Source organism: Neptuniibacter sp. 1_MG-2023, from assembly GCF_030547185.1.
In the GTDB taxonomy this organism is placed as follows: domain Bacteria; phylum Pseudomonadota; class Gammaproteobacteria; order Pseudomonadales; family Balneatricaceae; genus Neptuniibacter.
The window spans coordinates 127,398-151,014 of the sequence record NZ_JAUOQR010000008.1 but is presented as its reverse complement, the minus strand read 5'-3'; the positions used below and the strand labels follow the sequence as shown (position 1 = coordinate 151,014).

Below are 23,617 nucleotides of genomic sequence, written 5' to 3'. Positions count from 1 at the left end.
GTGGTGCCCAGAGACGGAATCGAACCGCCGACACGAGGATTTTCAATCCTCTGCTCTACCGACTGAGCTATCTGGGCTACTCAAGTGGCGCGTATTAAACCGTCTTCGCGTAAAACTGTCAACCACTTGTTAGAAAAAAACTATTTCGAAGGGGGCACATAACCTTCGGCCTTTTCATAGTCGTCACCGGTCATGAATTTTTCCATCTCAGATTGAAGATATTCACGAGTTGATGGGTCCATAAGGCTTAAATGTTTTTCGTTAATAATCATGGTTTGATGGTCAGTCCACTCTTTCCATGCTTTTTTGGATACGTTGTCATAAATATCTTGGCCTTTAGGTCCTGGATAGGGTGGACGATCTAACCCTTCAAGTTCCTCTTTGTATTTTCGACATAAAACAGTGCGGCTCATTTGTGACTCCGAAAGCGTTCATTTCTAGGTTATTAGTTAGCCAGTGATTCCAGTAGTTTTTTCACTGGTGCTGCTAGGCCAACATTTTCTGGTTGCTGTATGTTATACCAGAGCATAGGTTTTCCTTCCATGACACAGTCTGTAGGGGTATTTATTTGTGCTTGTACAGGTGTGATATCTAAATGGAAGTGACTAAAGGTATGGCGGATTGGAGCTAAGGTTTGTATAGACGCCTGATCTAGCTCTAAGCCTGTTTCATTGAAGGTATCTCTAAGATCAGCCACTTGTGGAAAACTCCATAAGCCGCCCCATAAACCACTAGGTGGGCGCTGATAAAGCAGTACTTCATTTTCTTTATGTTGTTGCAGGATCAACATATAAGTTTGTTTAATTGGCAGGGTCTTTTTCGGCTTAGGTGTAGGCAACTGATCGGTTTTACCTAACTCCCATGCTTTGCACCCTTGTTGTAGTGGGCAGAGTAAGCAGCTAGGTTTGCTCCGAGTACAAAGGGTTGCACCTAAGTCCATCATCGCTTGGGTGTAGTCTGCAACTCGTTCTTGAGGCGTATTTTGCTCTGCATATTGCCACAAGGTTTTCTGGTTTGCGGTTGTACCTGGCCAGCCTTCTATCGCATAGAAACGCGCGAGTACTCTTTTAACATTACCATCAAGAATAGGTGCCCACTTTCCAGTGCTGATCGATAAGATAGCGCCAGCAGTAGAGCGGCCTATTCCAGGTAGTGCTTCTAGTTCAAGAACGGTTTCGGGGAACTGTCCGTTGAGTTCATTGGCGACTATTTGGGCCGTTTTATGAAGATTGCGGGCACGGGCGTAATAGCCTAAGCCTGTCCATAAGTGTAGGACTTCATCTTGCTCAGCTTTAGCTAAAGAGTCCACAGTAGGAAAGCGTTCAATAAAGCGTTGGTAGTATGGAATAACCGTGGTGACTTGGGTCTGTTGAAGCATTATCTCCGAGATCCAAGTGTGGTAAGCGTCTTTGTTTTGCTGCCATGGAAGATCATGGCGGCCGTGCTGGTCAAACCAGTCCAACACGGCGCTTGAGAAGTTCTCGGAGAGCATTATATTTAGAAAAGCCCTTTAAGTTTGCTATCAAGCTTATCTTTAAGTTTTTCTTTAGCTTCTTCCTTCTTGGCTTCCACTTTTTCTTTCACTTCTGCTTTTTGAGCCTCAACTTTTTCCTTTACCTGATTTTTTAGCGCATCGCTAATAAAGCTGAAATCAGGTTTACACAGTTTTACCGGATCGGTATCAAAGCTACCTTTACAATCGATTGGAATCTCTACGCCTTCAAGTTTGTCAGGGAAAGAGCAGGTTTCCTTAAATAGATTCTTTTCGACCATAAAGCCTAAACGGTAATCAAGCAGCTGTTTAGGTAGGTTTACTGTGCCTTTGCCGCTTAAGCTCATCGCATCCAGAGCGGCTTTTAAATCTTGGTTGTTAATGACACCATTTTTAATATTGGCGGATGCACCCATATTGGCAAACGGGGTGGATTTGTCGACTTCTGTTGTGTTAACACCAAGCGAACTAAGATTGTTAAGACCTTGGCAAACCGTTTGGGCCATATCGATACCGTGCAGTTCGCCATCTTTCATGTTGACGTTTGCTGTACCTGTAACGCTGTTAACAAAATCAAATACAGAGTTACCGCGTAAGGTTAAATTGGATTGAGAATTTAACGAACCGGTAAGCTGGTCCACATCCGCGAGTGCTTTGAGCATGTCACCGATCTGGATACCTGAGATAGATTTCTGTGACGTAATGATCGGTGTGTTGTTGCGTACATCAATAGTTACATTATTTTTAACGCTACCTTTGTACAGATCCGCATCAATTTTGCTCGCTTTTATTAACCCATTATGAGCACTTACCTTTACTAAGATATTACTCACATCGAGGTTTGCGACATGTAATGCTTTTAAGCCAACGCTAAGGTCGAGAGCTAATGAGCGGAGAGTATCGATGGGTAATATTTCATCTTTTGAATAGCCGGTACTAGCCGTTGTTGAAGCACTTTTTTCTGCTGTAGAGGCTTCTGATGCTTTTTTATCTGTTGCTGGTGGCATGTAGCGATCAGCATCTAGTTTGTCGCCTTGAATATTCAGGCTGATGTTGCTGTTAGCTAGGTTAAAGGCTGCCGAACCACTGAACTTAGTGTCGTCCAAGGTTAGGTTCAATGTTTTAGCTGTTACTGTGTTGGCGGGACCTGCCAGCTCTGTATTGAAGCTAATGGCTGAGAGGGCATCAGAATCTGTAGTTTCAATCTCGGCTTGTCCTATAGAGGTCAATAATTTATTGAGATCAAAGGATGCTACAGATAGTTTACCAGTGATAATCGGTGCCGCGAAGCTACTTACCGCTAGATTACCTGTAGCTTTAAGGTTTGCTAAGGAAAGGGTTAGGTCAGATAGGGTTAGCTGTTGTGTCGCTAAATTAGCTTCTATGTTTGCTGTGCTTGTGATCTCTAAGCTTTTGCCCGCTAAAGGTTTGCCCGATAAATTAAACTTACTATCTAGGCCTTTAATTTTGTAAAGCTGGTTATCAAGATCTAAGAAAAACTCAGCAGATAGATTAGCCGCAGCTTTTACCTGTTCTTCACCTTTGACTAGTTGTGTTGCATTGAAGCTCAACTCTGCAGGGAAAAAAGCATTAGTAACGACTTGGCCAGAACTCATATTAAAATCACTTAGCAGTGCTTGAGTGTCTGTGCTTTTATCTAAATAGTTAATATTACTGTTGCTTATTTGGATGCTATCTATATTAAGAGCAATCGCTGGAGATGATGACTTTTCCGTGCTGGTTTCAGTTTTCGTATTTGTCTCACTTTCACTAGAGACTGTACTGCTAACCTCTGCGATCCAGTTTGTTGAGCCATCTTTCTCTTTAACAAGGTTTAACTGAAGTCCATCGACAACGATGCTCTTCATCTCAACCTTGCCTGAGATCAGTGCAGGAATACGAACCGCTAACTGTGCTTTGTTTAAGCTAGCCAGATCGTTTTTGCCTGGGAACTTAACATCAATTTTATTAACTTCTAGCCCAAGCCAAGGAAAAACTGACCAGCCTATATCGCCATTGATCTTAAGCTCAATGCCGCCTTCTTTTAAAGCTGCTTTTTCAATTTCAGGCTTATATTCATTTGGGTCGAAAAACGCGCCGAGAATAGCACCACCGGCAACAATTAATACAATCACCAGTACGCCTAATCCAGCGACAAGTTTCAGCAAACCTTTCATTATTCTCTCCTTGGCTAGTGGTTTGATCTGTGAGGATAAACAGTATTAGTGAAGTTTCAATCTTTTACGCTTAAGAGGGGATGAATAAATTTTAATAGCAGACTTGGTTTTTGCCATTTTCCTTGGCTTTATAGAGAGCTTTGTCGGCTTGTTTTAGCATTAGCTCTTGGTCTGGGAAGTTTAAATCTAACTCGCCAATGCCCATACTTGCTGTGATGGTTAAGCTATCACTACTGGTGATTTGGACGTTTAATTGTTCAAGTAGCAATCTATAGCGCTCAGCGATAATAATAGCTCCAGCTGTTGTAGTTTCTGGAAGTATGATTAAAAACTCTTCGCCGCCATAACGGCAGATGATATCGCTGGTTCGTGAATTGTGTTCGAGGGTTTGTGCGGCCATTTTTAAAACCACATCGCCTGAACCGTGACCATAAGTGTCATTAACTCTCTTGAAATTATCTAGGTCTAATATGATAAGGGATAGTGGGCGCTTTTTTCGTATAGTTTCAGTGCAAAGGTTGATTAACTGCTTAGTCCCTTCTCTGCGATTGTAGATGCCGGTCAGATCGTCATAGGAGGCTAAGTGTTGGAATTTATTTTCTAGATTTTTCTGTTCCGTAATATCAATGATCGCACCAATTAACCCAGCAACACTCCCTGTTTCATCACAAAAGGTTGCCTTATGCAGTTTGACATAGCTGCTATCTTTATCGGACCTATGAATAGGTGTTTCATTGATTTGAATCCCCGGCTCATTAATCAGTTGTTTATCTAAAGCGGTAAAAATATCAGCAACTTCAGGGGCAAAGAGTTGATATGCGGTTTTACCAATAATAACTTCCCTTTCGACCCCAACATATTCGGTATAGGCTTTATTGCAACCAAGGTATCTGCCATGAATATCTTTGTAATAGATAGGAAAAGGTAAAGCGTCTATCACTAAGAGTAGCGCTTTATTATTATCCCGCAAAAGTTGATGTAGCTTTGTATCATCCATCTGAATTATGTGCCTAGCTTATTTGCTCTCCTTTCAAGATAGTTCATCTATGCAACTTTTGCTTGAAACGAATGCTGATGTAACGGTGCATGGAGATGACTATGGTTGTATAATTGCTGCTCTGATAATACTAGCGGGAGATAACCATGGCGGAACGCACAGCCAAGGTAAGCCGAAACACTTTAGAGACACAAATTACTGTGTCCGTAAATATTGATGGTACTGGCCAATTTAAGGCAGACACCGGTGTGCCTTTTTTAGAGCATATGATGGAGCAGATCTCCCGTCATGGCCTTATTGATCTGGACATCCAGGCAAAAGGCGATAACCACATTGATGATCATCACACTGTAGAAGATATAGGAATTACCTTAGGCCAAGCGTTTAAAGAAGCGGTAGGTGATCGTAAAGGCATTATGCGTTATGGCCATGCTTATTGCCCGCTGGATGAAGCCTTGTCGCGTGTAGTTATCGACTTTTCCGGCCGTCCAGGTTTAGAGATGAAGGTTGATTTTACCCGTGGAAATATAGGGAGTTTTGATACTCAGCTGTTCTGGGAGTTCTTCCAAGGTTTTGTAAATCATGCCGGGGTTACGCTGCATGTGGATAACTTGAAAGGTTTTAATGCTCATCACCAAGCAGAAACGATTTTCAAAGCTTTCGGTCGTGCGCTACGTTATGCATTAGAGATAGATGCGCGTGCGGCTAATGTCATGCCATCTACAAAAGGGTGCCTATAAACTATGTCGAGTGTAGCTGTAATCGACTATGGAATGGGCAACTTGCACTCTGTTGCCAAAGCGTTGGAATTTGTTGAACCGGGTGTTGAGGTGCGTGTAACTGCAGATCCTGCTCTAGTGGCTAGTGCTGATCGTGTTATTTTGCCTGGTGTTGGTGCTATTCGTGATTGCGTTGCTGAGATGCTACGTCTTGGGGTTGATAAAGAAGTCACAGAGGCTATTGAGTCCGGTAAGCCGTTTTTAGGTATCTGTGTGGGTATGCAAGCGTTGATGGAGCATTCCGAAGAGAACGGTGGTGTTGAGTGTTTGTCACAGTTTGCGGGCAATGTGAAATACTTTGGTGATGACCTAAAGGAAAACGGCGAACGTCTAAAAGTACCACATATGGGCTGGAATGAGGTTTCTCAGTTAGGTGACCATCCTTTGTGGGCTGATATAGCTGATGGCAGCCGCTTCTATTTTGTCCACAGCTATTATGTGGAAGCAAAGCACCGCGATCTTGTGGCAGGTGTTTGTCATTATGGCAAACAGTTTGATGTGGCGTTGGCGAGAGATAATGCTTTTGCCGTGCAGTTCCATCCAGAAAAAAGCTCAAAAGCGGGTCTGCAATTGTTGAAGAACTTCCTTAACTGGGACGGTAAAATCTAATGGCATTAGCAAAACGCATTATTCCCTGCTTAGACGTAGAAAACGGTCGCGTTGTTAAGGGTGTTCAGTTTGTCGATATTCGTGATGCGGGGGATCCTGTGGAAGTAGCTAAACGCTATGATGAGCAGGGGGCTGATGAGATCACTTTTCTTGATATCACTGCAACTCACGAAGGTCGTGACACTATGGTTCATACGGTAGAACGTATGGCTTCTCAAGTGTTTATCCCACTGACTGTTGGCGGCGGTATTCGTACCTGCGATGATATACGCACTATGCTTAATGCGGGTGCAGATAAAGTCTCGATTAACTCTGCTGCAGTATTTAATCCTGAATTTGTAAAAGAAGCCGCCGACCGCTTTGGTTCTCAGTGTATTGTGGTCGCAATTGATGCCAAGAAAGTTTCTAACGAGGGTGAAGAGAACCGTTGGGAGATTTTTACCCACGGTGGGCGAAAGCCTACAGGTATTGATGCGGTCGAATGGGCGCAAAAAATGGTTGAGTTAGGTGCTGGTGAGATATTGCTAACCTCTATGGATCAGGATGGGGTGAAAAATGGTTATGATCTTGAAGTCACGCGTGCAATCAGTGAAGCGGTAAATGTGCCGATTATTGCTTCTGGTGGCGTTGGTAATTTAGATCATCTTGTTGAAGGCTGTATTGAAGGAAAGGCGGATGCTGTCTTAGCGGCTTCAATCTTCCATTTTAATGAGTACTCTATTCCTCAAGCAAAAGAACATATGCGTAAAAATGGTATCGAGGTTCGCCTTTAATATCCTTTTTCGAACTGTAGGTTAAGTAAAGCTCCGAAAGGGGCTTTTTTATTGTCTGCGGCCAAGAGAATGGGCCTTTTTATGATTGAGTTGCACTCAGAATATGGGTCTATATCGTTATGATTTATGTAACAGCTGAACTAAATCAACTCTTTTATTAATAATATACGATTGTTTTATTGATGATACTTGTTGATAGAGGCTAAAGTACTACGACATGTTATTTTTACAGAGGTATCGGCATGAACACTAAAAACAATAAACGTCTTTATCGTCGCGCTAAGATTCAATTTTGTTTAGCGATTGCGATCAGTCTTACCTCCTTTTCAGCTTCTGCTGCTTTACTTCAGATGCATGAAGATGAACTGTTAAATTCTTGTCATTTGTTGCATAAAAATCCAGCTTCAGAAGAGGCTCTTGCTTGCGCGACCTATATCAGCGGATTTTTAGATGGTGCATTAGTTACAGATAAGAATAATGCCGATGAGCTAAAACAGGCGGAAAAAAGTGGCTTTATGGAGCGGGCATTACGTACGCGATTGGGCGATCGAGGTTCGGATGATAGCTACCTTCACTTCTGTGTGCCTAGTTCAAAAGCTAGAGCGGATGTGATTGAGCAATTAGCACCTTATCTTTCTGATAGAGATGATGATGCGACCGCGCTTAAAAATTCTATTTTCACCGGCCTTAAATCAGAATTTCCCTGCCAAAAAACACCTAAATAAGTAGTGTTCTTACCCTTCCCTGAGACAATGGGAAGGGTTTTTATATACTTAAGTTGTTAGGCAAGTAGAAGAACTTTTTTCACCAGTTTTTCAATACCGGCCGCTGCTTCAGTGATTGAGCCTGCAAGCATATAGGCGGGTGTTGTTACGACTTTTAGAGTTTCATCGACCACAATATCGTTAACTGCGCAGTTGATATGAGTGCCGCCCATCGCTTCTGCAGTTTGAATTGTGTCTATATCGTTCCCAAGGGTGAATTTAACGGTATTTCCGAATAGAAGTGGACTAATCGCTGGCGTTATACAGATCAAACCTACCGGTTTGCCTGCTTTATGCATTGCTTGAGTAAAAGCAGCAACATCGCCATTGACCTGACAGTTGGAGCCATTGATTGCAAAATCAGATAAATTCTTCGCTGCTCCAAAGCCACCAGGAATGATTAATGCGTCATAGTCTTCCGCTTTTGCTGTTGCTAAGTCGATAATATCACCCCGGGCTAGGCGGGCGGCTTCAGTGAGCACGTTACGCTTTTCATTCTCTGCAATGTCGCCACTCAGATGGTTGATAACATGAAATTGTTCGATATTAGGAGCCATACATTGATATTCAGCCCCATTTTTTGCAATTTCTAATAGAGTGAGCACTGATTCATAAATTTCAGAACCATCATAAACACCACAGCCTGATAAAATCACAGCGATTTTTTTCATAACTTTAAGTCCTTTAACTTTGCATCATATGAGTTCGGTCATACCCTTTTGGGTAGAGATTAAGATAAGATCTATTTTATTACTATTATGATAAAGAATGACCGAAAAATAGGTTTAAACTCAGTTTTAAGTCCTGATGTCATATGCTTGTCATCTTTTTTATGTCCAATCACCTATCTATATTAGAAGGGAGTTACCGTGTCCTTTAATAACAGCCAGCGCTTTTTTCCAGAAACCCGTATGCGTCGTATGCGTGCGAGTGATTTCTCACGTCGTCTTATGCGAGAGAACGTTCTGACGCCAGATGATCTCATCTATCCAGTTTTTGTCATTGAAGGGCAAAATGAAACTGAACAGGTTGCTTCTATGCCTGGTGTTGAGCGGATGAGTATCGATCTATTGGTCAAGGAAGCTAAAGAGCTGAGTTCGTTGGGTGTACCCGCGATGGCGTTATTTCCTGTGACCCCTCTTAATGTAAAAACAGAATTTGCGGAAGAAGCGTATAACCCTGACGGTCTTGCTCAGCGCGCAGTTAAAGCGATTAAAGATGCCTGTCCGGATATGGGTATTATGACGGACGTGGCGCTTGATCCATTTACTACCCATGGACAGGACGGCATCATCGATGAGACGGGTTATGTTCTTAATGACCGCACAGTTGATACGTTAATTCAGCAAGCGGTCTCCCATGCTGAAGCGGGTGCAGACGTGATTGCGCCGAGCGATATGATGGATGGTCGTATAGGTGCTATTCGCGATGAGCTAGAAAGTGGAGGCTTTGTTAATACGCTGATCATGGCCTACTCTGCTAAATATGCAAGTGCTTACTACGGACCTTTCCGTGACGCTGTAGGCTCTGCAGGGAATATAGGTAAAGGTAACAAGTTTAGTTATCAAATGGACCCTGCGAACAGTGACGAAGCTTTACATGAAGTTGCATTGGATTTAGCTGAAGGCGCAGATATGGTCATGGTTAAACCAGGGATGCCATATTTAGATATTGTCCGTCGCGTAAAAGATGAATTAAAAGCACCTACTTATGCTTATCAGGTAAGTGGTGAATACGCTATGCATATGGCAGCTTTCCAAAATGGTTGGCTGGATGAGCGTAGTGTGATGTTGGAATCTCTTGTCGCATTTAAGCGTGCTGGGGCTGATGGTGTGCTGACATATTTTGCTAAACGTGTTGCACAGTTATTAAATGAGTAATCAGTCTACTATTGTTTAGGCTGAAATGATCAAGGAAATAGGCTGAGTTAGTATGGTTGATACAGTTGAACAGAATGAAGCGGCAACGGCGCTTGCACAAAGTGAAGCCGCCGCGGCGTTTGAGCAGAGGGAAGCTGCAGCCGCACTGCTGGAAAGTCGTGAAAGTGTAGCGATTACAGAGCAGGAAGTTGAAGAGACACCGGTCGATTTAAAGGCGCCTGAGTTATATATCAACCGAGAGCTGAGCCATCTTCAATTTAATATTCGCGTACTTGAACAAGCGTTGGATGAGCAACATCCTCTGCTAGAGCGCTTGATGTTTCTCTTGATCTTTTCTAGCAATCTTGATGAGTTTTTTGAGATTCGTGTTGCTGAGCAGATGAAGCAGCTTAAATATGGCCGAGAAGCGGTAGGACCTGATGCGATGCACCCTAAAACAGTGCTAGATCGTATTAGTGAGATCTGCCACTTGGTCGTTGATCGTCAATATCGAATCTTAAATGATATGCTCTTCTTGGAGATGGAGAAGGAGGATATCCACTTTATTCGACGTCATTTATGGACGGATGACCAGAAAGCTTGGGTCGAAAATTATTTTCAAGAAAAAGTCGTACCGGTTATTAGCCCTGTTGGCTTAGACCCATCACACCCTTTTCCACGTCTTGTTAATAAAAGTTTAAACTTTATTGTGGAATTAGATGGTAAAGATGCCTTTGGTCGTGAAACTGGTATGGCTATTATTCCTGCGCCTCGCTCTCTGCCGCGCTTAATTCGTCTTCCCGATGAGCTGTGTGATGGGGGGGATAATCTTATCTTTCTCTCCTCTATTATCCATGAATTTGCAGATGAACTGTTCCCTGGCATGAAGGTAGAAGGTTGTTTCCAGTTCCGTATTACCCGTAATGCGGATATGACCTTTGATATGGAAGAGGTGGAAGATCTTGCAAATACATTACGTGGTGAGCTTCATTCGCGTAAGTATGGTGATGCTGTACGACTTGAGGTTGACCAGCGTACCCCGGAAGAACTGATCGCATTTTTGCAGAAAGAGTACAAGCTTGATGAGTCTCAGACCTACCGTGTTAATGGCCCGGTGAACCTGACGCGTCTAATGGCTGTTCGCGATTTGGTTGAACGTAATGATCTACGTTGGAAGCCTTTCTCACCCGGTGTGCCTGGTAAGCTTAAAGGGGATAATGCCTTTGAAGCGCTTAAATCTGGCGATCAGCTTTTGATGCACCCATTCCAATCATTCACGCCAGTGGTCGACCTACTCCGTCAAGCGGCGAAAGACCCTGATGTGGTTGCAATTAAGCAGACGCTTTACCGTACGGGTGTTAAATCCGACATTGTTAACGCGTTAGTGGAAGCTGCACGGTCTGGGAAAGAAGTAACTGTTGTTATTGAGCTTAGAGCGCGTTTTGATGAAGAGAGCAACCTGCATTTAGCGGCACGGCTGCAAGAGGCCGGCTGTCTTGTTGTGTATGGTGTGGTTGGCTATAAGTGTCATGCGAAAGCGATGTTGATCATTCGCGAAGAGGGGCAAAAGTTGGTGCGTTACTCCCACTTAGGGACAGGTAACTACCACTCAGGCACCGCCCGTTTGTATACAGATTATAGTTATCTCACCGCGGATCAAGATGTAGGTGAAGATGTACATAAGGTTTTCCAGCAGCTTACGGGTATGGGTAAAATACAGAAGCTTAAAAAGCTGTATAACGCACCTTTTACATTGCATGCAAAAATGATCGAGCTAATTCGTAATGAAACCCGTTTAGCTAAATCAGGAAAGCAGGGCCATATTATGGTCAAAGTTAATGGTTTAACTGAGCCTAAGATGATTCGAGCGCTTTATGAAGCGTCGGCTGCGGGCGTTAAAATTGATCTGATTATTCGTGGTATGTGTCGCTTACGCCCTGGTATTGAAGGGCTATCTGATAATATTCATGTGCGTTCTATTATTGGTCGTTTCTTAGAGCATACCCGAGTTTACTATTTTGGTAATAATGGTAAGCCCGAGGTGTTTTGTGCAAGTGCCGATTGGATGGAGCGTAACATGCTTAATCGTGTGGAAACCGGCTTCCAAGTATTTGGCAAGCATGCGGAACGTTTGAAGCGTGAACTGGATTACTATATGAAAGATAACTGCCAAAGCTGGGAATTGCAGGCGGATGGTAGTTATTTGCAAAACCAGCCAGCTGAAGATGAAGAGGTCTTCTCTGCGCAACAAACATTGCTTGAAGAGTTTGCACGATAACGATAAGTGTAAATCTTAAGTGAATAAAAAGCCCAGCTCAGCGTTGGGCTTTTTTGTGCTTGTTGTTATCGAGCAATCTTAACGATCAGGATCTAATAACGCGCTATAACCCTCTTTATAGCTAGGATATTTAAAGCTGTAGCCACTCTCTTTTAAGCGTTGATTGCTACAGCGTTTGCTTCCTGCCCGTCGAGAAGCAGATTCGGAGATGACCTTAATGCTGAGTTGTTGTGCCATCCAATGGGTTACATCATACATTGTGGCAGGAGTATCGTCGGTTGCGAGGTAGATAGTCTCAAGAGGCTCATCATTTAAGGCTTTTGTGATTAAGTGTGCAAGAACACCCGCACAGTCATCGCGATGAATCCTATTTGTAAATTGGGTAGGGGATTCAGGAGCTACATCTCCCCGGCTTACCCTGTTTAATAAGTGATTACGATTCGGTCCATAGATTCCAGTAAAGCGTACCGCCGTTGCCGGATACTCTGTACTTAAAGCTGTTTGTTCCGCTTCTAGCATTATCTGCCCACTAAACGCAGAGGGTAAACAAGGACTCTGTTCATCAACCCAGCCGTGATCATTTTGGTGATAGACGCCTGAGCTAGAGGTAAAAAATAGATGTTTAGGTGGAGAGTCTAGGCTGTTAATAATATTTTTTAGGCCATCGACATAGGTTTGTTGATAAGCTTCAGGGGTAAAGCTGGGTGCAGAGGCTGCATAAACTACAATATCGCAATGAATACCTTGTAACTTTGCTTTCAGATCATCAAATTGTGATAGATCTGCGCTTATTCCTTGGATGCCTTGTGGAAGCTGGTTTATATTACGTCTCAGGCCAATGACTTCTTTCCCTTGAGTAGTTAATAACTGACCTAAGGTTGAACCTACATCGCCACAACCTGCGATCAGAATAGTGTGTTGTTGTGTATTCAGTTGCATAAGGCCTCCAATTAACCAAATGGCATCATAGCAAAGGATAACGCTGAATGACTCTAACAGAACTGCGATATATCGTGACGTTGGCCCGAGAACAGCATTTTGGCCACGCTGCAGAAAAATGCTTTGTCAGCCAGCCCACCTTATCTATCGCGGTCAAGAAATTAGAAGAGGAGCTAGGTGTTCCTCTATTTGAACGTAGTAAAAACTCAGTTCGTTTGACGCCTGTAGGCGAAAAAGTTGTCCAGCAGGCGCAACGCGTTCTCGAGCAGGCTGACACAATCAAAGATTTGGCACTTGAGGGTAAAGATCAACTTAAAAGCCCATTAAGAGTCGGTGCTATCTATACGATTGGACCTTATCTATTTCCCCATCTCGTCTCTCAAGTGCAGAAGCTAGCGCCAGATATGCCGCTGTATATTGAAGAAAACTTCACAGAAAGCCTACGTTTGAAAATTCGTAATGGTGAGTTGGATGCCATTATTGTTGCTTTGCCTTTTAGTGAACCGGATATCCTTACTCGCCCTTTATATGATGAAGATTTTGAGATGTTGATGCCAAAGAACCATCCTTGGGCGCAATATAAAACGATCAACAGTGAAGACCTGCCGCAAACGCCTTTGCTGCTGCTGGGTGAGGGTCACTGTTTTCGCGATCAAGTGTTGGAGTCTTGTCCTACCTTATCGCAAACGCTCCATGACCAACACACTATTACCGAGGGAAGTTCACTCGAAACTATACGTATGATGGTGGGTTCTGGATTGGGTTGTTCCGTACTGCCTCAGTCGGCTGTTTATGGCCCCGCTTCTTCAGATCTTGTTGTTACACGTCCCTTTAAAGACCCAGTGCCTCAGCGAACAGTAGGTGTTGCATGGCGTGCGAGCTATCCTCGGCCGCAGGCAATTGATGTATTGATTGATGCGATTGGTAGTTTTAACCCTGCGAGTAAACAATGACGACATCTCTAGCCGATATACCGGTTAGCGAGCTTAAAGGTGTAGGAGCTGCACTAGAAATTAAGCTCCATAACTTAGGTATTCGTACCTTGCAGGATCTCCTTTTTCACCTGCCTTTACGATACCAAGATCGAACGCATATTGTGCCTATAGGTGCTTTAAGGCCGGGAGATGAATGTGTTGTTGAGGGTGAGGTAAAGCTTGCTGATGTGAGCAAAGGGCGCCGCCGTAGTTTGCTTTGTCGGATTCAAGATGGGACAGGTATGCTGACCCTACGCTTTTTTCATTTCTCTGCGGCACAGAAGAATAACCTTAAACCGGGGGTACGGATCCGCTGTTTTGGTGAGGCACGCACTGGTGCTAATGGTTTAGAGATTGTTCACCCTGAATACAAAAAGGTTGATCCTGATGACCTTGTGCCTGTGGAGGAGCATTTAACACCGATTTACCCCACGACTGAAGGGCTTCATCAAGGACGTTTACGCGCCTTAACTGAGCAAGCACTAGGTTACCTTGAGCAAGGTGCTTTACAGGAACTTGTTCCCGAATCTTTAAGACAAGGTTGGCAGTTTCCCGGCTTAGATAGTGCCGTTGCTTTTCTACATCGACCTCCGGTTGATGCAGAAAAACAACTTTTATTAGAAGGTATGCATCCAGCGCAGAGACGTTTGGCGTTTGAGGAGCTGCTAGCCCACCACCTATCGCTGTTGAAGCTACGTCAAAAAACACGTCAAAAAGGGGCTCCAGAGTTGCCGGGCAGTGGTGAGCTGAAAGCCAAGTTTCTAAATCAGCTGCCTTTTCCGTTGACCGGTGCTCAAACTCGGGTTAGTGATGAAGTCGCTGCTGACCTCTCTCAGGCCTTCCCTATGCTGCGACTGGTGCAAGGAGATGTAGGTTCCGGCAAAACGGTTGTGGCGGCCCTAGCGGCCATTCAGTCCGTCGAGAGTGGGCTTCAAGCTACGGTGATGGCTCCTACTGAGATTCTTGCGGAACAGCACTTTTTGAACTTTAGCCAATGGCTGGAGCCTTTAGGGGTCAAAGTTGCGTGGTTGGCAGGTAAGCTAAAAGGTAAAGCGCGAAAAGAGCAGCTTGAATTAATCCGTAGTGGTGAGGCGCGCGTGGTTGTAGGTACCCATGCGCTATTTCAGGAAGAGGTCGTGTTTTCCGATTTAGGGTTGATAGTGATTGATGAGCAGCATCGTTTTGGTGTACATCAACGCCTCTCTTTACGGGAGAAAGGCCGTAATGGTGAATTGGCGCCTCATCAGTTAATTATGACAGCCACGCCTATCCCTCGTACGTTAACAATGAGCGCTTACGCTGATTTAGATTGCTCAATTATTGATGAATTACCACCCGGCCGCACACCTGTTAATACAGTGGTGATTGCTGATAACCGTCGCGAAGAAGTTATCCAGCGGGTGAGAAATGCATGTAAAGATCAGCGTCAGGTTTATTGGGTGTGTACGCTGATCGAAGAATCTGAAGCCTTGCAATGTCAAGCGGCAGAGGTCACAGCTGAAACGTTAAAAGAAACGTTATCCGAACTAAGAGTGGGTTTAGTACATGGTCGTATGAAGCCTGCAGAAAAAGCAGACATTATGCGTCAGTTTAAAGCGGCTGAGTTAGATCTGCTGGTGGCCACTACGGTGATTGAAGTGGGTGTGGATGTACCTAATGCCAGTGTGATGATTATAGAAAATCCCGAGCGGCTCGGTTTAGCTCAGCTCCATCAGCTGCGGGGACGTGTAGGGCGAGGCTCGGTAGAGAGCCATTGTGTGCTGATGTACCATGCGCCACTCTCCAAACAGGGGCGTGAGCGACTGAGTGTAATGCGAGAAACAACCGATGGCTTCCGTATCGCTGAGAAAGATCTTGAATTACGTGGCCCCGGTGAAGTTTTAGGAACAAGACAGACAGGCGTGATGCAGTTTAAAATGGCCGATCTGCAGCGGGATTCAGATCTATTAAGCCGAGTTAAAATGCTCGCCTCTCACATGCAAGACTGGCCTGACAGTTCTGAATCTCTGGTCCAGCGTTGGTTAGGTCGGGGTGAGGATTATGGCAACGTATAATTATTCCAAATATTAATAAGCCTTTGCTGATAGATAGTTGTGATATTCCATTGATAATGAGAAGTGCTTTGATTAAACCGACAGAACAGCAATTAGAACTTATATGCCAGCAACTAGGGCGTACACCACGTGGATTAGCAGGAATTGCCGTACAGAATGAGCAGGGTGTTCCCCTTGTTTTACAGATGGAGGCTTTAGTTGATGATAAGCCGTTCCCGACCCTATTTTGGTTATCGAGCAAAGATATCTACCAAGCGATAGCGGAGATTGAGACTTCAGGAGCTGTAAAGCAGTTGGAGCAGGAGTTGCTGGAGGATGAAGCTCTTCTTACTGAACACCTTGCTGATCAGCAGCGTTATGTGGATCTGCGCTGGTCAACCGTAACTGATGATCAAAAGTCACGTATTGATGCGTTAGGTTTTACTCCGCTTTATAAGCAGTATGGCATCGGTGGCATCTCGCACTGGGATAAGATCCGCTGCTTGCATATGCAGTATGCCTATCATCTGGCTGAAGGCTCGGTGATTGGACGAATATTAGATCAGCGATTTGATCTTGCCTCCCTACAAGCAACGCGTTAAATGGCCAGTAGAAATCTTATCTACGGAAAGTTGCTAACTTCTTGTTTATACTCAAGGGGCCGTTGTCGTTAATTACACAGGAGTTTTAAATGCTTAGCCAGACTATGCGCAGCATGTGTGGGTGTTTTTTAGTACTCTGTGGTTTGTCACTGCATCTTAACGCGGCAACGGTCACTTATGACTTTAGTTCTGGTAATCACACCTCCTTACGAGGTAGCAATACAACGTTAACTGCGATTAGTGATCTAAGCAGCTTCACTGACTCCAATATAAATACTCAGAACGGTTCAAGTGCCAGTTATAGCGCCTCTACTCGCCGTCATTATCCCAAAATGTTGTATCGATTTTCGATTAATGAAGATGCTGCCGATATAAATTCTATTACCGCCACTTGGGTTGGGTTTGGGGATCATTCAAGTAATGGTCAGCGAGGTGCGGTTCTTTATATACGTAACTTTAATGGTAGTTTCGAGCAGCTTGATAGTAGCAGCAGCTCAAGTCTTGATACGTTGACTGGATCGGTCTCTTCTAATATTTCTAATTATATTGATGATGGGGAGATCGAAATATTATCGGTTAACAGTGGGCGGAAACAGAATAATAATCAAAGCGCTACACACTATACTGATTATGTGAAAATTGAGTTAGAAACCACGTCAATAGCTCTGCCTAGCCCGCGTTTAGAGTATCGGTTTGATGAATGTTCACTGGCAACGGGTGTAACCGATAGCGCGAGTTTTTATGATGGTACAGCAAATAGTGCCGATAGCACGGATAGTGTGGCGCAGATTAATCGAAGTTTAGACCTGAGCGCAACGGGCACGCTAGACTGGATTACCGTACCTCAAAGTGCGGTGAACTCTTTAAATGATTTTAGTGTCTCGGTTTGGATTAAAACAGCCGTTTCTAAATCCCAGCAAGAGATCTTCCATGCCTTAGGTAGCTCTACTGGGGATGAGGAGATTGAGATCTACCTCGTCAACAGTACTCAAGTGAGACTTAATGTCGGAGATAGCGGTGCGACGATAAGTGCTGGCACTACACTGACCGATGACAGTTGGCATCACTTGTTAGTAACCCGTAGCGGGAACGGGATGTGTCTTTATGTGGATGGTGGGTTAGCCGGCTGTCATACCTCTGGTAGTTCTGGGCAAATTTCAATTAATGATGCATCGGCTGTTGTTATCGGGCAGGAGCAAGACGCCTTTGGCGGGAGTTTCAGTAGTAGCCAAGCTTTTGATGGCTATATGGATGAATTTAAAATTTATGCTGCAGAGTTAGATGCCTCCCATGCCAGCCAGATCTATACAAATGAAGGTAATGGTTTAAACGCTGATGGAAGTACGCGGGCGTCGGTGACCTGTACCAGTGTACTACCAACCCCCCTTGCCGAATACCGTTTGGATGAGGGTAGTTGGAGTGGCGTTAGTGGTGAAATAGTTGACAGTATTGGTAGCAATAACGGCTCTATTGTTGATACAGGCAGCGGAAATGTAACTAGTATTGTTGACGGTAAAGTTTGCCGTGCAGGGAATATAGGCCAAAATACAACAGCTGCTGAACAGTATGCGATTGATACTACGATCGACATTGATGACCAAGTGGGTAATACCGGCACGATAAGCTTTTGGTACCGATCCTCCACTACATGGGGAACAGATGGCCGTAAAGTCTTGCTCAGTGCCTCAACACCTGATCCAAATAATAAGTATTTTTTCTTAACCGAAGAAACCGATAGTCGTCTCCGGTTTGGTTTGGAAAATACCTCTGATGCAGATTATCGTTACTCCTCTTCAAGCACATTTAGCTATGGTTCATCTGATTGGGTACACCTCGTTGTAACATGGGATATGACGGGCCAGCAGATGCAGCTATTTGTAAATGGAGAGGAGGAGATAAATAGCAGTATCCCTTCAAGTCTGGGTATTGGTGAACTGCTATCGCTTTATGTGGGTGATAATCGTGGTAGTTATATTGCCGGTGAGGGTGCTAACTCTGCGAATGGTGATGTGGATGAAATACTTATTTTTAATTCCGTGTTAAGTAACGCGGATATATCTAGCATCTACACTAACCAAAATGCAGGCAAAAACTATGATGGTTCTTTGCGTCCCGGTTGTTCCGCGTTGGCCGATTGGCATTTTGATGAAAGTGGCTGGAATGGAACTGCTGACGAAGTTGAAGATAGCAGTGGTAATGATAATCACGGCGTGGCTCAAAATGCAGATACAATTTCCTCTGGAGCTATTTGTCGGGCGGGTGATTTTGATGGTGTTACTGATTATGTAACGGCTACCGACCTGTCGCAGTTACAGACAACTGCGAGTTTGATTTTTTGGATTAAAACTACTCAATCAGGGAATGATGTGGCATGGCAAGCGCCCGGTGTGGCGGGTATAGAGGAGAATGGCGGTGCTGATGATATCTTTTGGGGATGGATTGATGCGTCAGGACATATAGGGCTAACCGTCGGCGATGATTACGCAGCGACCAAGTCCAATACAGTGATAAATGATGGGAGTTGGCACCATGTAGTGTTAACACGAGAGGTGGTGTCGGGTGAATATAAAATTTACATCGACGGGGCGTTGGATAAAAGCGGAACAAGCTCTACGGGTGATATTGGTAATGGCTTTTCATCCATCGGACGTATGGAGAACACCCAAGGGACGCCCGTTTACTTCGAAGGTCAGTTGGATGAAGTTATTATTTTTGAAGATGTTTTAGCCGATAGTGATGTCAGCGATATTTATGCTAATCAAGTTGCGGGTAAAAACTGGAATGGTACGGTTCGAGAGGAGTGTGCTTCTGCCGTCTCTTACTATGAGATAAGCCATAGCTCTCCTGCGCTCACTTGTGAAGCGGCCAATATAACGATTACGGCTAAAGATGAGAGTGGGCAAAGTATTGCTCCTGAGAGTGGAACCACGATTAGCTTATCGAGTGAATTAGTGTCCGGAACTAACGTCACCAATACGTTTAGCCCAGCAACATATACGTTTGATGGCAGCGCAATGGCGACAACCGTGCAGTTGATTCGAACCTCTGTTGGTGTTTTGGATATAGATGTGGACGATGGTTCTGCGACCGATCGTGATGGAGAAGCTTCCGATCCTAATATTGAATACGCGGATGCGGCGTTTAAGTTTTATGCTGATGGCTTTTTAGAAGAGATCGATATACAGATAGCCGGAAAGCTTAACAACCAAACGCCTAATGCGCAGACGATAACTATCAAAGCAATTCAAACTGATCCTGATACAGGTCGATGTACCGCCCTAAAACCAGGAAACAGCGTTGATGTTGGTTTTGGTTATCAGTGTATCTCCCCCAATACCTGTGCTGCTGACGATGCATTATTTGTTAATGGCAACGGAACGCCTGCCCCAGGGGCCGATCTTTCCGAAACACCAACTTACCTTACCTCTTCTGTTGATTTTAATGTGGAGGGAGAAGGTGAGATTGTTATTAACTATCAAGATGCTGGACAAATTCAGCTTTATGCTCAGGCCGAAGTTGATGTTACTGGAGGCAGTGGTAAAGCAACGATCAGTGGGAGCAGTAACTCATTTGTAGTGAGACCTTTTGCATTTGGTTTCTCTTCAATTAACGCCGGTACAGTTAATAACCCTGAAGGTGATGAAACTTCAGGTTCTGGGTTCACCTCTGCAGGGAGCGATTTTGATGTCACGCTTAATGCTTATCTTTATCAAAGCGCTTATGACACGGACCGAGATGGTGCCCCTGATGATGGTGTGGATGTTACGGTCAATAATAGCATCACTCCAAATTTTGCCGGTGACGTTGAGTTAAGTCTCGACTCTTTTACACCGGCGAGTGGTATAGAAGGTAATTTAACGGGGGAGAGCCCTTTAACGTTTGAGTCATATTTAACCCGAGGTGGCACGGCAGTCACCGGAACTCTTCAATATGATGAAGTGGGTAGTATCAATATAAAAGCATCCCTTGCTAATTATCTGGGTAGTATTGCCGGGGATATTACCAGTGTTCCAGTCAAGGTTGGACGCTTCTACCCCGACCACTTTGCGATCGTTAGTGATAGCATTGTGGCAAGTTGCTCATCTTCATTTACTTATATGCAGCAACCTTTCGCTGAGTTTAAATACACTATAGAGGCTCGGCCAGCAGGGGTGACTGATAGTACGGCGAGTGACGCGCAACGGATTACTCAGAATTATGATTATAACGAATACAGCGGGACTGCAACTATTCAAGCAGAAGCTGAAAATGATAATTTAGGTATAGATTTAGGCACGAGACTGGGTGGCTATTCTAATAGTGATAATTGGCAATTGGGTGAATATGCCTTTGATAGCACGAGCACTTTCTTTAGCCGAAATCCAGATGCGGCGGGGCTAGAAGATGGCCCGTTTAATAAACTGCAGTTAGGCCTAAGTATTTCAAGTGAGCGAGATGCTAGAGGGTTCTCTACGAGCGAACTTACAATGAATGCTGCAGATAATAACGATTGTGTTGTCGATGGTAACTGTTCAGCGGCCGCTATAGGTGGCGAGCAAATTCTGCGTTATGGCCGCCTGCAAATTCAATCAGTTCATGGGCCTGAGAGTGAAGATCTTAAGGTGCCTTTCTCTGTGCAATATTGGGATGGTAGCGCTTTTGTAACTAGCCTTGACGACAGTTGTACTGTATTGCCTTTAAGCTCAATTACTTTCGATAGCACTCTAAGTGGAGTGACTGATGCAGAGCGAACGGTGTCTGTTGGTGATGGTAGTACGCTAGGTTCGTTAAATATTACAGGTGTTAATGCTGCGGCAAGTGCCGGTGAATTTAATTTAGGCTTTAGTGCGCCGGGCGTTGGAACTGGAGGCGATGATAATACAGGATCTTTTCCTGTCGCAGTGGTCAATCTTGATGCTTGGTTACGCTATGATTGGAATCAAGATGGTAGTGGCGATGATGCTAATCTTCCGAATGCGATAGTGACGTTTGGACGTGCGCGAGGGAGTGATCGTATGATCTTCTGGCAGGAGCGTTATCAGTAAACTTGGGTAATATTTAGACAATAAAAAAGCAGGCTAAGCCTGCTTTTTTATTGTGCTAAGGGAAATACAATTAGCCGGTAAGCTTAGTGTATTTTTCCATTAGCTGTGCTTCAGTTTCAACATGATCCGGATCTTTAGGGATACAGTCAACTGGGCAAACTTCAACACACTGTGGTGTGTCGTAATGACCTACACACTCAGTACATTTTGAAGGCTCAATCTCATAAATTTCATCACCTGGAGAGATTGCCTCGTTAGGGCATTCCGGCTCACATACATCACAGTTGATGCATTCGTCAGTAATGATCAATGCCATGGTGGCTACCTCACTATCACTCTATAAATTAATGGTCCAGGTGCTCACTCAGGACCTTTGCCACCGAAGGGTGTACAAACTTACTTACATCTCCACCCAAGCTTGAGATCTCACGGATCAGCGTGGAGGAAACAAAAGATAAGTGTTCCGCCGGTGTTAAAAAAATACTTTCTACATCGGGTGTCAAATGTCGGTTCATCGCAGCAAGTTGAAACTCGTACTCAAAATCCGATACTGCACGTAACCCACGCAAAATAATATTAGCGTTCTGTTGCTCAAGTAGTTCTGCTAATAGACAATCAAAACCTACAATGACGATGTTATCAAGGTGTTCAGTTACTTCACGAACCAATGCTACACGAGTTTCTAAGGATAGCATGGGTTGTTTTTTGGGACTTTCAGCAACTGAGACAACGACTTTATCGAAAAGTTTGGCTGCACGTTGAATAAGATCAGCATGGCCATTCGTTATTGGGTCAAAAGTTCCTGGATAAACAGCAATATTCATATATGGTTCACAGGAGTTATTGTCTACTTAAAACTCGCTTAATCAAGTTCTAGTGACATAGCAAGTTTGCAATTGCGGCATATTATCCGAATTGTTCGGGCTGTACAAATACTATAATGGAATGTGTTGATCTCTATCGGTTATAAAAAAACAATCCGTTATTACAAATAACTATAAGGATTTTAGGGGTATTAGTGTGATTCGGTCATGGCGAATAGGTTTTGTTGCTCTGATATTGGTAGCTTTATCAGGGTGCCAAGCGCTACAAAAAGTTGATCAAGGTTTATATCAAGTGGCGGAGTCTGTTAGTGAGCGTGACCGCGTTACTGGGCAGCGAAGTTTGAGTATGGCTAATCGTAGTGCGCAGATAGAGCAGGGAAATGCCTATGTTGAAAAGATCATTGCACAGGAACAAAAAAATAAGCGCCCGATTAATGCGGCAATTAGCCGGACGCAATATCAGCGCCTTGTTCGTATCTTTGACCGTATTCACAAAGTTTCTCATCTGAAGCAGGAGCGTTGGCAGCCGCTGTTGATTAAGCGTAATTCATTTAACGCATTTACTACGGGGGGCACTTATATTGTTGTTCATTCGCAGTTGATGACCGATTTGAAAGATGATGCCGAACTTGCCGCTGTATTGGGGCATGAGATAGCACATACTGTGGCTAACCATGTTTATGAGCGTCAAACACATGCGCAGGTTAGTGCCTTGGTTGGTTCTAATTCTGCGGGACGTAGTGGCTATCAAGCTGCATTTACCCATGAGAGTGAGCGAGAGGCGGATCGCATTGGTATTTTGTATACAGCGCTGGCGGGCTATGACCCTCTCGCTGCAAGCCGTATTTGGCAGCGTAAATATACGCAGGAGGGGAATGCTCGTGCGCTGTTTCACCATGATCACCCAGTGAATGCCGAACGTTATCAAGAAGCAAAAACTGTAGGGACGAAGGTACTGCCCTATTACAAAAAGAATCAAATTAATCCACGCGCTGCTGCCCTGCTAGATAATAACGTGCTGTGGCAAAAAAATAGTAATGAGGTTGCTGCTGGTGAAGGGGGTGGAGTTACAGCGTTGTTATCGACTGCTCTAGGCGCATATGTCCAGCATCAGCAAGCTAAAGGTGAAGAGCTACGTCAGCTTCAGCAAGCGAATTTTGTTAAGTCGGTGGAGTCTGTTCTCAAGGTTGAGTCAACGCGCAAGGCGGGGTCTCATCTTTTAGATACCCGTTGGCGCTATGCTGCTAATGGATCTACCTTAACTAATGTTGTGATGGGGTTATATCTAAAACGTAATGGGAAAATAGAGCGTTATGTTTCCCATGTGGACGGATATATCAAACCAGGACAAGTTTTTACAGCGAGATTTTCACTGCCAAACTCGCTTAATGTTGATGACCTTAAAAAATACAGCGCCAAATTATATTTGGATGATGTGCAAGCCGCGCGCTAATTTTACTTTTATAGGTGTTTTCATAAGAGACTTAATCTTT

General features: G+C 44.2%; 19 protein-coding genes and 1 tRNA gene. 11 read left to right on the top strand and 9 right to left on the bottom strand.

Annotated elements, in window-relative coordinates:
- Position 1: 1 nt before the first annotated feature.
- The 5 genes from Q4492_RS10890 to Q4492_RS10870 form a co-directional block, all read right to left on the bottom strand.
- A tRNA-Phe gene (locus tag Q4492_RS10890) sits at positions 2-77 on the bottom strand.
- Positions 78-140: 63 nt separating this feature from the next.
- Positions 141-413 carry an oxidative damage protection protein gene (locus Q4492_RS10885; RefSeq protein WP_067984955.1) on the bottom strand — a complete coding sequence of 91 codons (273 nt, stop codon included), beginning with the start codon at positions 411-413 and terminating at the stop codon, positions 141-143.
- 32 nt (positions 414-445) lie between these two features.
- Entirely contained in the window at positions 446-1,492 is a 1,047-nt protein-coding gene (gene mutY / locus Q4492_RS10880; RefSeq protein ID WP_303417821.1) for an A/G-specific adenine glycosylase, read from the bottom strand.
- 5 nt (positions 1,493-1,497) lie between these two features.
- Positions 1,498-3,669, bottom strand: a complete 2,172-nt coding sequence (locus Q4492_RS10875; protein WP_303417819.1) for an AsmA family protein — start codon at positions 3,667-3,669, stop codon at positions 1,498-1,500.
- 91 nt (positions 3,670-3,760) lie between these two features.
- Complete coding sequence (locus tag Q4492_RS10870) at positions 3,761-4,666, bottom strand: GGDEF domain-containing protein (RefSeq protein ID WP_303417816.1); 906 nt, start codon at positions 4,664-4,666, stop codon at positions 3,761-3,763.
- Positions 4,667-4,812: 146 nt separating this feature from the next.
- Between Q4492_RS10870 and hisB the strand changes: the two genes are divergently transcribed.
- The 4 genes from hisB to Q4492_RS10850 all read left to right on the top strand — a co-directional run bounded on the left by hisB (position 4,813) and on the right by Q4492_RS10850 (position 7,552).
- On the top strand, positions 4,813-5,406 hold the full coding sequence (gene hisB, locus Q4492_RS10865) for an imidazoleglycerol-phosphate dehydratase HisB (RefSeq protein ID WP_303417814.1): 594 nt from the start codon (positions 4,813-4,815) through the stop codon (positions 5,404-5,406).
- 3 nt (positions 5,407-5,409) lie between these two features.
- On the top strand, positions 5,410-6,054 hold the full coding sequence (hisH, locus tag Q4492_RS10860; RefSeq protein ID WP_303417813.1) for an imidazole glycerol phosphate synthase subunit HisH: 645 nt from the start codon (positions 5,410-5,412) through the stop codon (positions 6,052-6,054).
- On the top strand, positions 6,054-6,827 hold the full coding sequence (gene hisF, locus Q4492_RS10855; protein WP_303417810.1) for an imidazole glycerol phosphate synthase subunit HisF: 774 nt from the start codon (positions 6,054-6,056) through the stop codon (positions 6,825-6,827). Before hisH ends, hisF begins: the two co-directional genes overlap by 1 nt.
- Before the next feature lie 242 nt (positions 6,828-7,069).
- Entirely contained in the window at positions 7,070-7,552 is a 483-nt protein-coding gene (locus tag Q4492_RS10850) for a hypothetical protein (RefSeq protein ID WP_303417808.1), read from the top strand.
- A gap of 56 nt (positions 7,553-7,608) precedes the next feature.
- On the opposite strand, the gene elbB is transcribed toward Q4492_RS10850, so the two are convergent.
- Complete coding sequence (gene elbB, locus Q4492_RS10845) at positions 7,609-8,262, bottom strand: isoprenoid biosynthesis glyoxalase ElbB (protein WP_303417806.1); 654 nt, start codon at positions 8,260-8,262, stop codon at positions 7,609-7,611.
- 198 nt (positions 8,263-8,460) lie between these two features.
- Between elbB and hemB the strand changes: the two genes are divergently transcribed.
- Together hemB and ppk1 are read left to right on the top strand one after the other, a co-directional pair.
- Positions 8,461-9,471, top strand: a complete 1,011-nt coding sequence (hemB, locus tag Q4492_RS10840) for a porphobilinogen synthase (protein ID WP_303417804.1) — start codon at positions 8,461-8,463, stop codon at positions 9,469-9,471.
- Positions 9,472-9,523: 52 nt separating this feature from the next.
- Positions 9,524-11,728, top strand: a complete 2,205-nt coding sequence (gene ppk1, locus Q4492_RS10835; RefSeq protein ID WP_303417802.1) for a polyphosphate kinase 1 — start codon at positions 9,524-9,526, stop codon at positions 11,726-11,728.
- A gap of 78 nt (positions 11,729-11,806) precedes the next feature.
- On the opposite strand, the gene Q4492_RS10830 is transcribed toward ppk1, so the two are convergent.
- Positions 11,807-12,667, bottom strand: a complete 861-nt coding sequence (locus Q4492_RS10830; RefSeq protein WP_303417800.1) for an SDR family oxidoreductase — start codon at positions 12,665-12,667, stop codon at positions 11,807-11,809.
- A 47-nt stretch (positions 12,668-12,714) separates the two neighbouring features.
- Here Q4492_RS10830 and Q4492_RS10825 point away from each other — a divergent pair, with 47 nt between their 5' ends.
- The 4 genes from Q4492_RS10825 to Q4492_RS10810 all read left to right on the top strand — a co-directional run bounded on the left by Q4492_RS10825 (position 12,715) and on the right by Q4492_RS10810 (position 21,300).
- Complete coding sequence (locus Q4492_RS10825) at positions 12,715-13,620, top strand: hydrogen peroxide-inducible genes activator (protein WP_303417798.1); 906 nt, start codon at positions 12,715-12,717, stop codon at positions 13,618-13,620.
- Entirely contained in the window at positions 13,617-15,695 is a 2,079-nt protein-coding gene (gene recG, locus Q4492_RS10820) for an ATP-dependent DNA helicase RecG (protein ID WP_303417796.1), read from the top strand. The genes Q4492_RS10825 and recG overlap by 4 nt, the downstream gene beginning before the upstream one ends.
- 68 nt (positions 15,696-15,763) lie before the next feature.
- The gene (locus tag Q4492_RS10815) at positions 15,764-16,276 is read left to right on the top strand and encodes a DUF501 domain-containing protein (protein WP_303417794.1); all 513 of its coding nucleotides are present in this window, start codon (positions 15,764-15,766) and stop codon (positions 16,274-16,276) included.
- Between the two features lie 89 nt (positions 16,277-16,365).
- Complete coding sequence (locus tag Q4492_RS10810) at positions 16,366-21,300, top strand: LamG domain-containing protein (protein WP_303417792.1); 4,935 nt, start codon at positions 16,366-16,368, stop codon at positions 21,298-21,300.
- Positions 21,301-21,370: 70 nt separating this feature from the next.
- On the opposite strand, the gene Q4492_RS10805 is transcribed toward Q4492_RS10810, so the two are convergent.
- Positions 21,371-21,616 (bottom strand): YfhL family 4Fe-4S dicluster ferredoxin, encoded by a 246-nt coding sequence (locus Q4492_RS10805; RefSeq protein ID WP_067868824.1) that lies wholly within the window; start codon positions 21,614-21,616, stop codon positions 21,371-21,373.
- 28 nt (positions 21,617-21,644) lie between these two features.
- The gene (gene coaD / locus Q4492_RS10800; RefSeq protein WP_303417790.1) at positions 21,645-22,124 is read right to left on the bottom strand and encodes a pantetheine-phosphate adenylyltransferase; all 480 of its coding nucleotides are present in this window, start codon (positions 22,122-22,124) and stop codon (positions 21,645-21,647) included.
- A 196-nt stretch (positions 22,125-22,320) separates the two neighbouring features.
- Here coaD and Q4492_RS10795 point away from each other — a divergent pair, with 196 nt between their 5' ends.
- Positions 22,321-23,577 carry a M48 family metallopeptidase gene (locus tag Q4492_RS10795; protein ID WP_303417788.1) on the top strand — a complete coding sequence of 419 codons (1,257 nt, stop codon included), beginning with the start codon at positions 22,321-22,323 and terminating at the stop codon, positions 23,575-23,577.
- Positions 23,578-23,617: the final 40 nt, after the last annotated feature.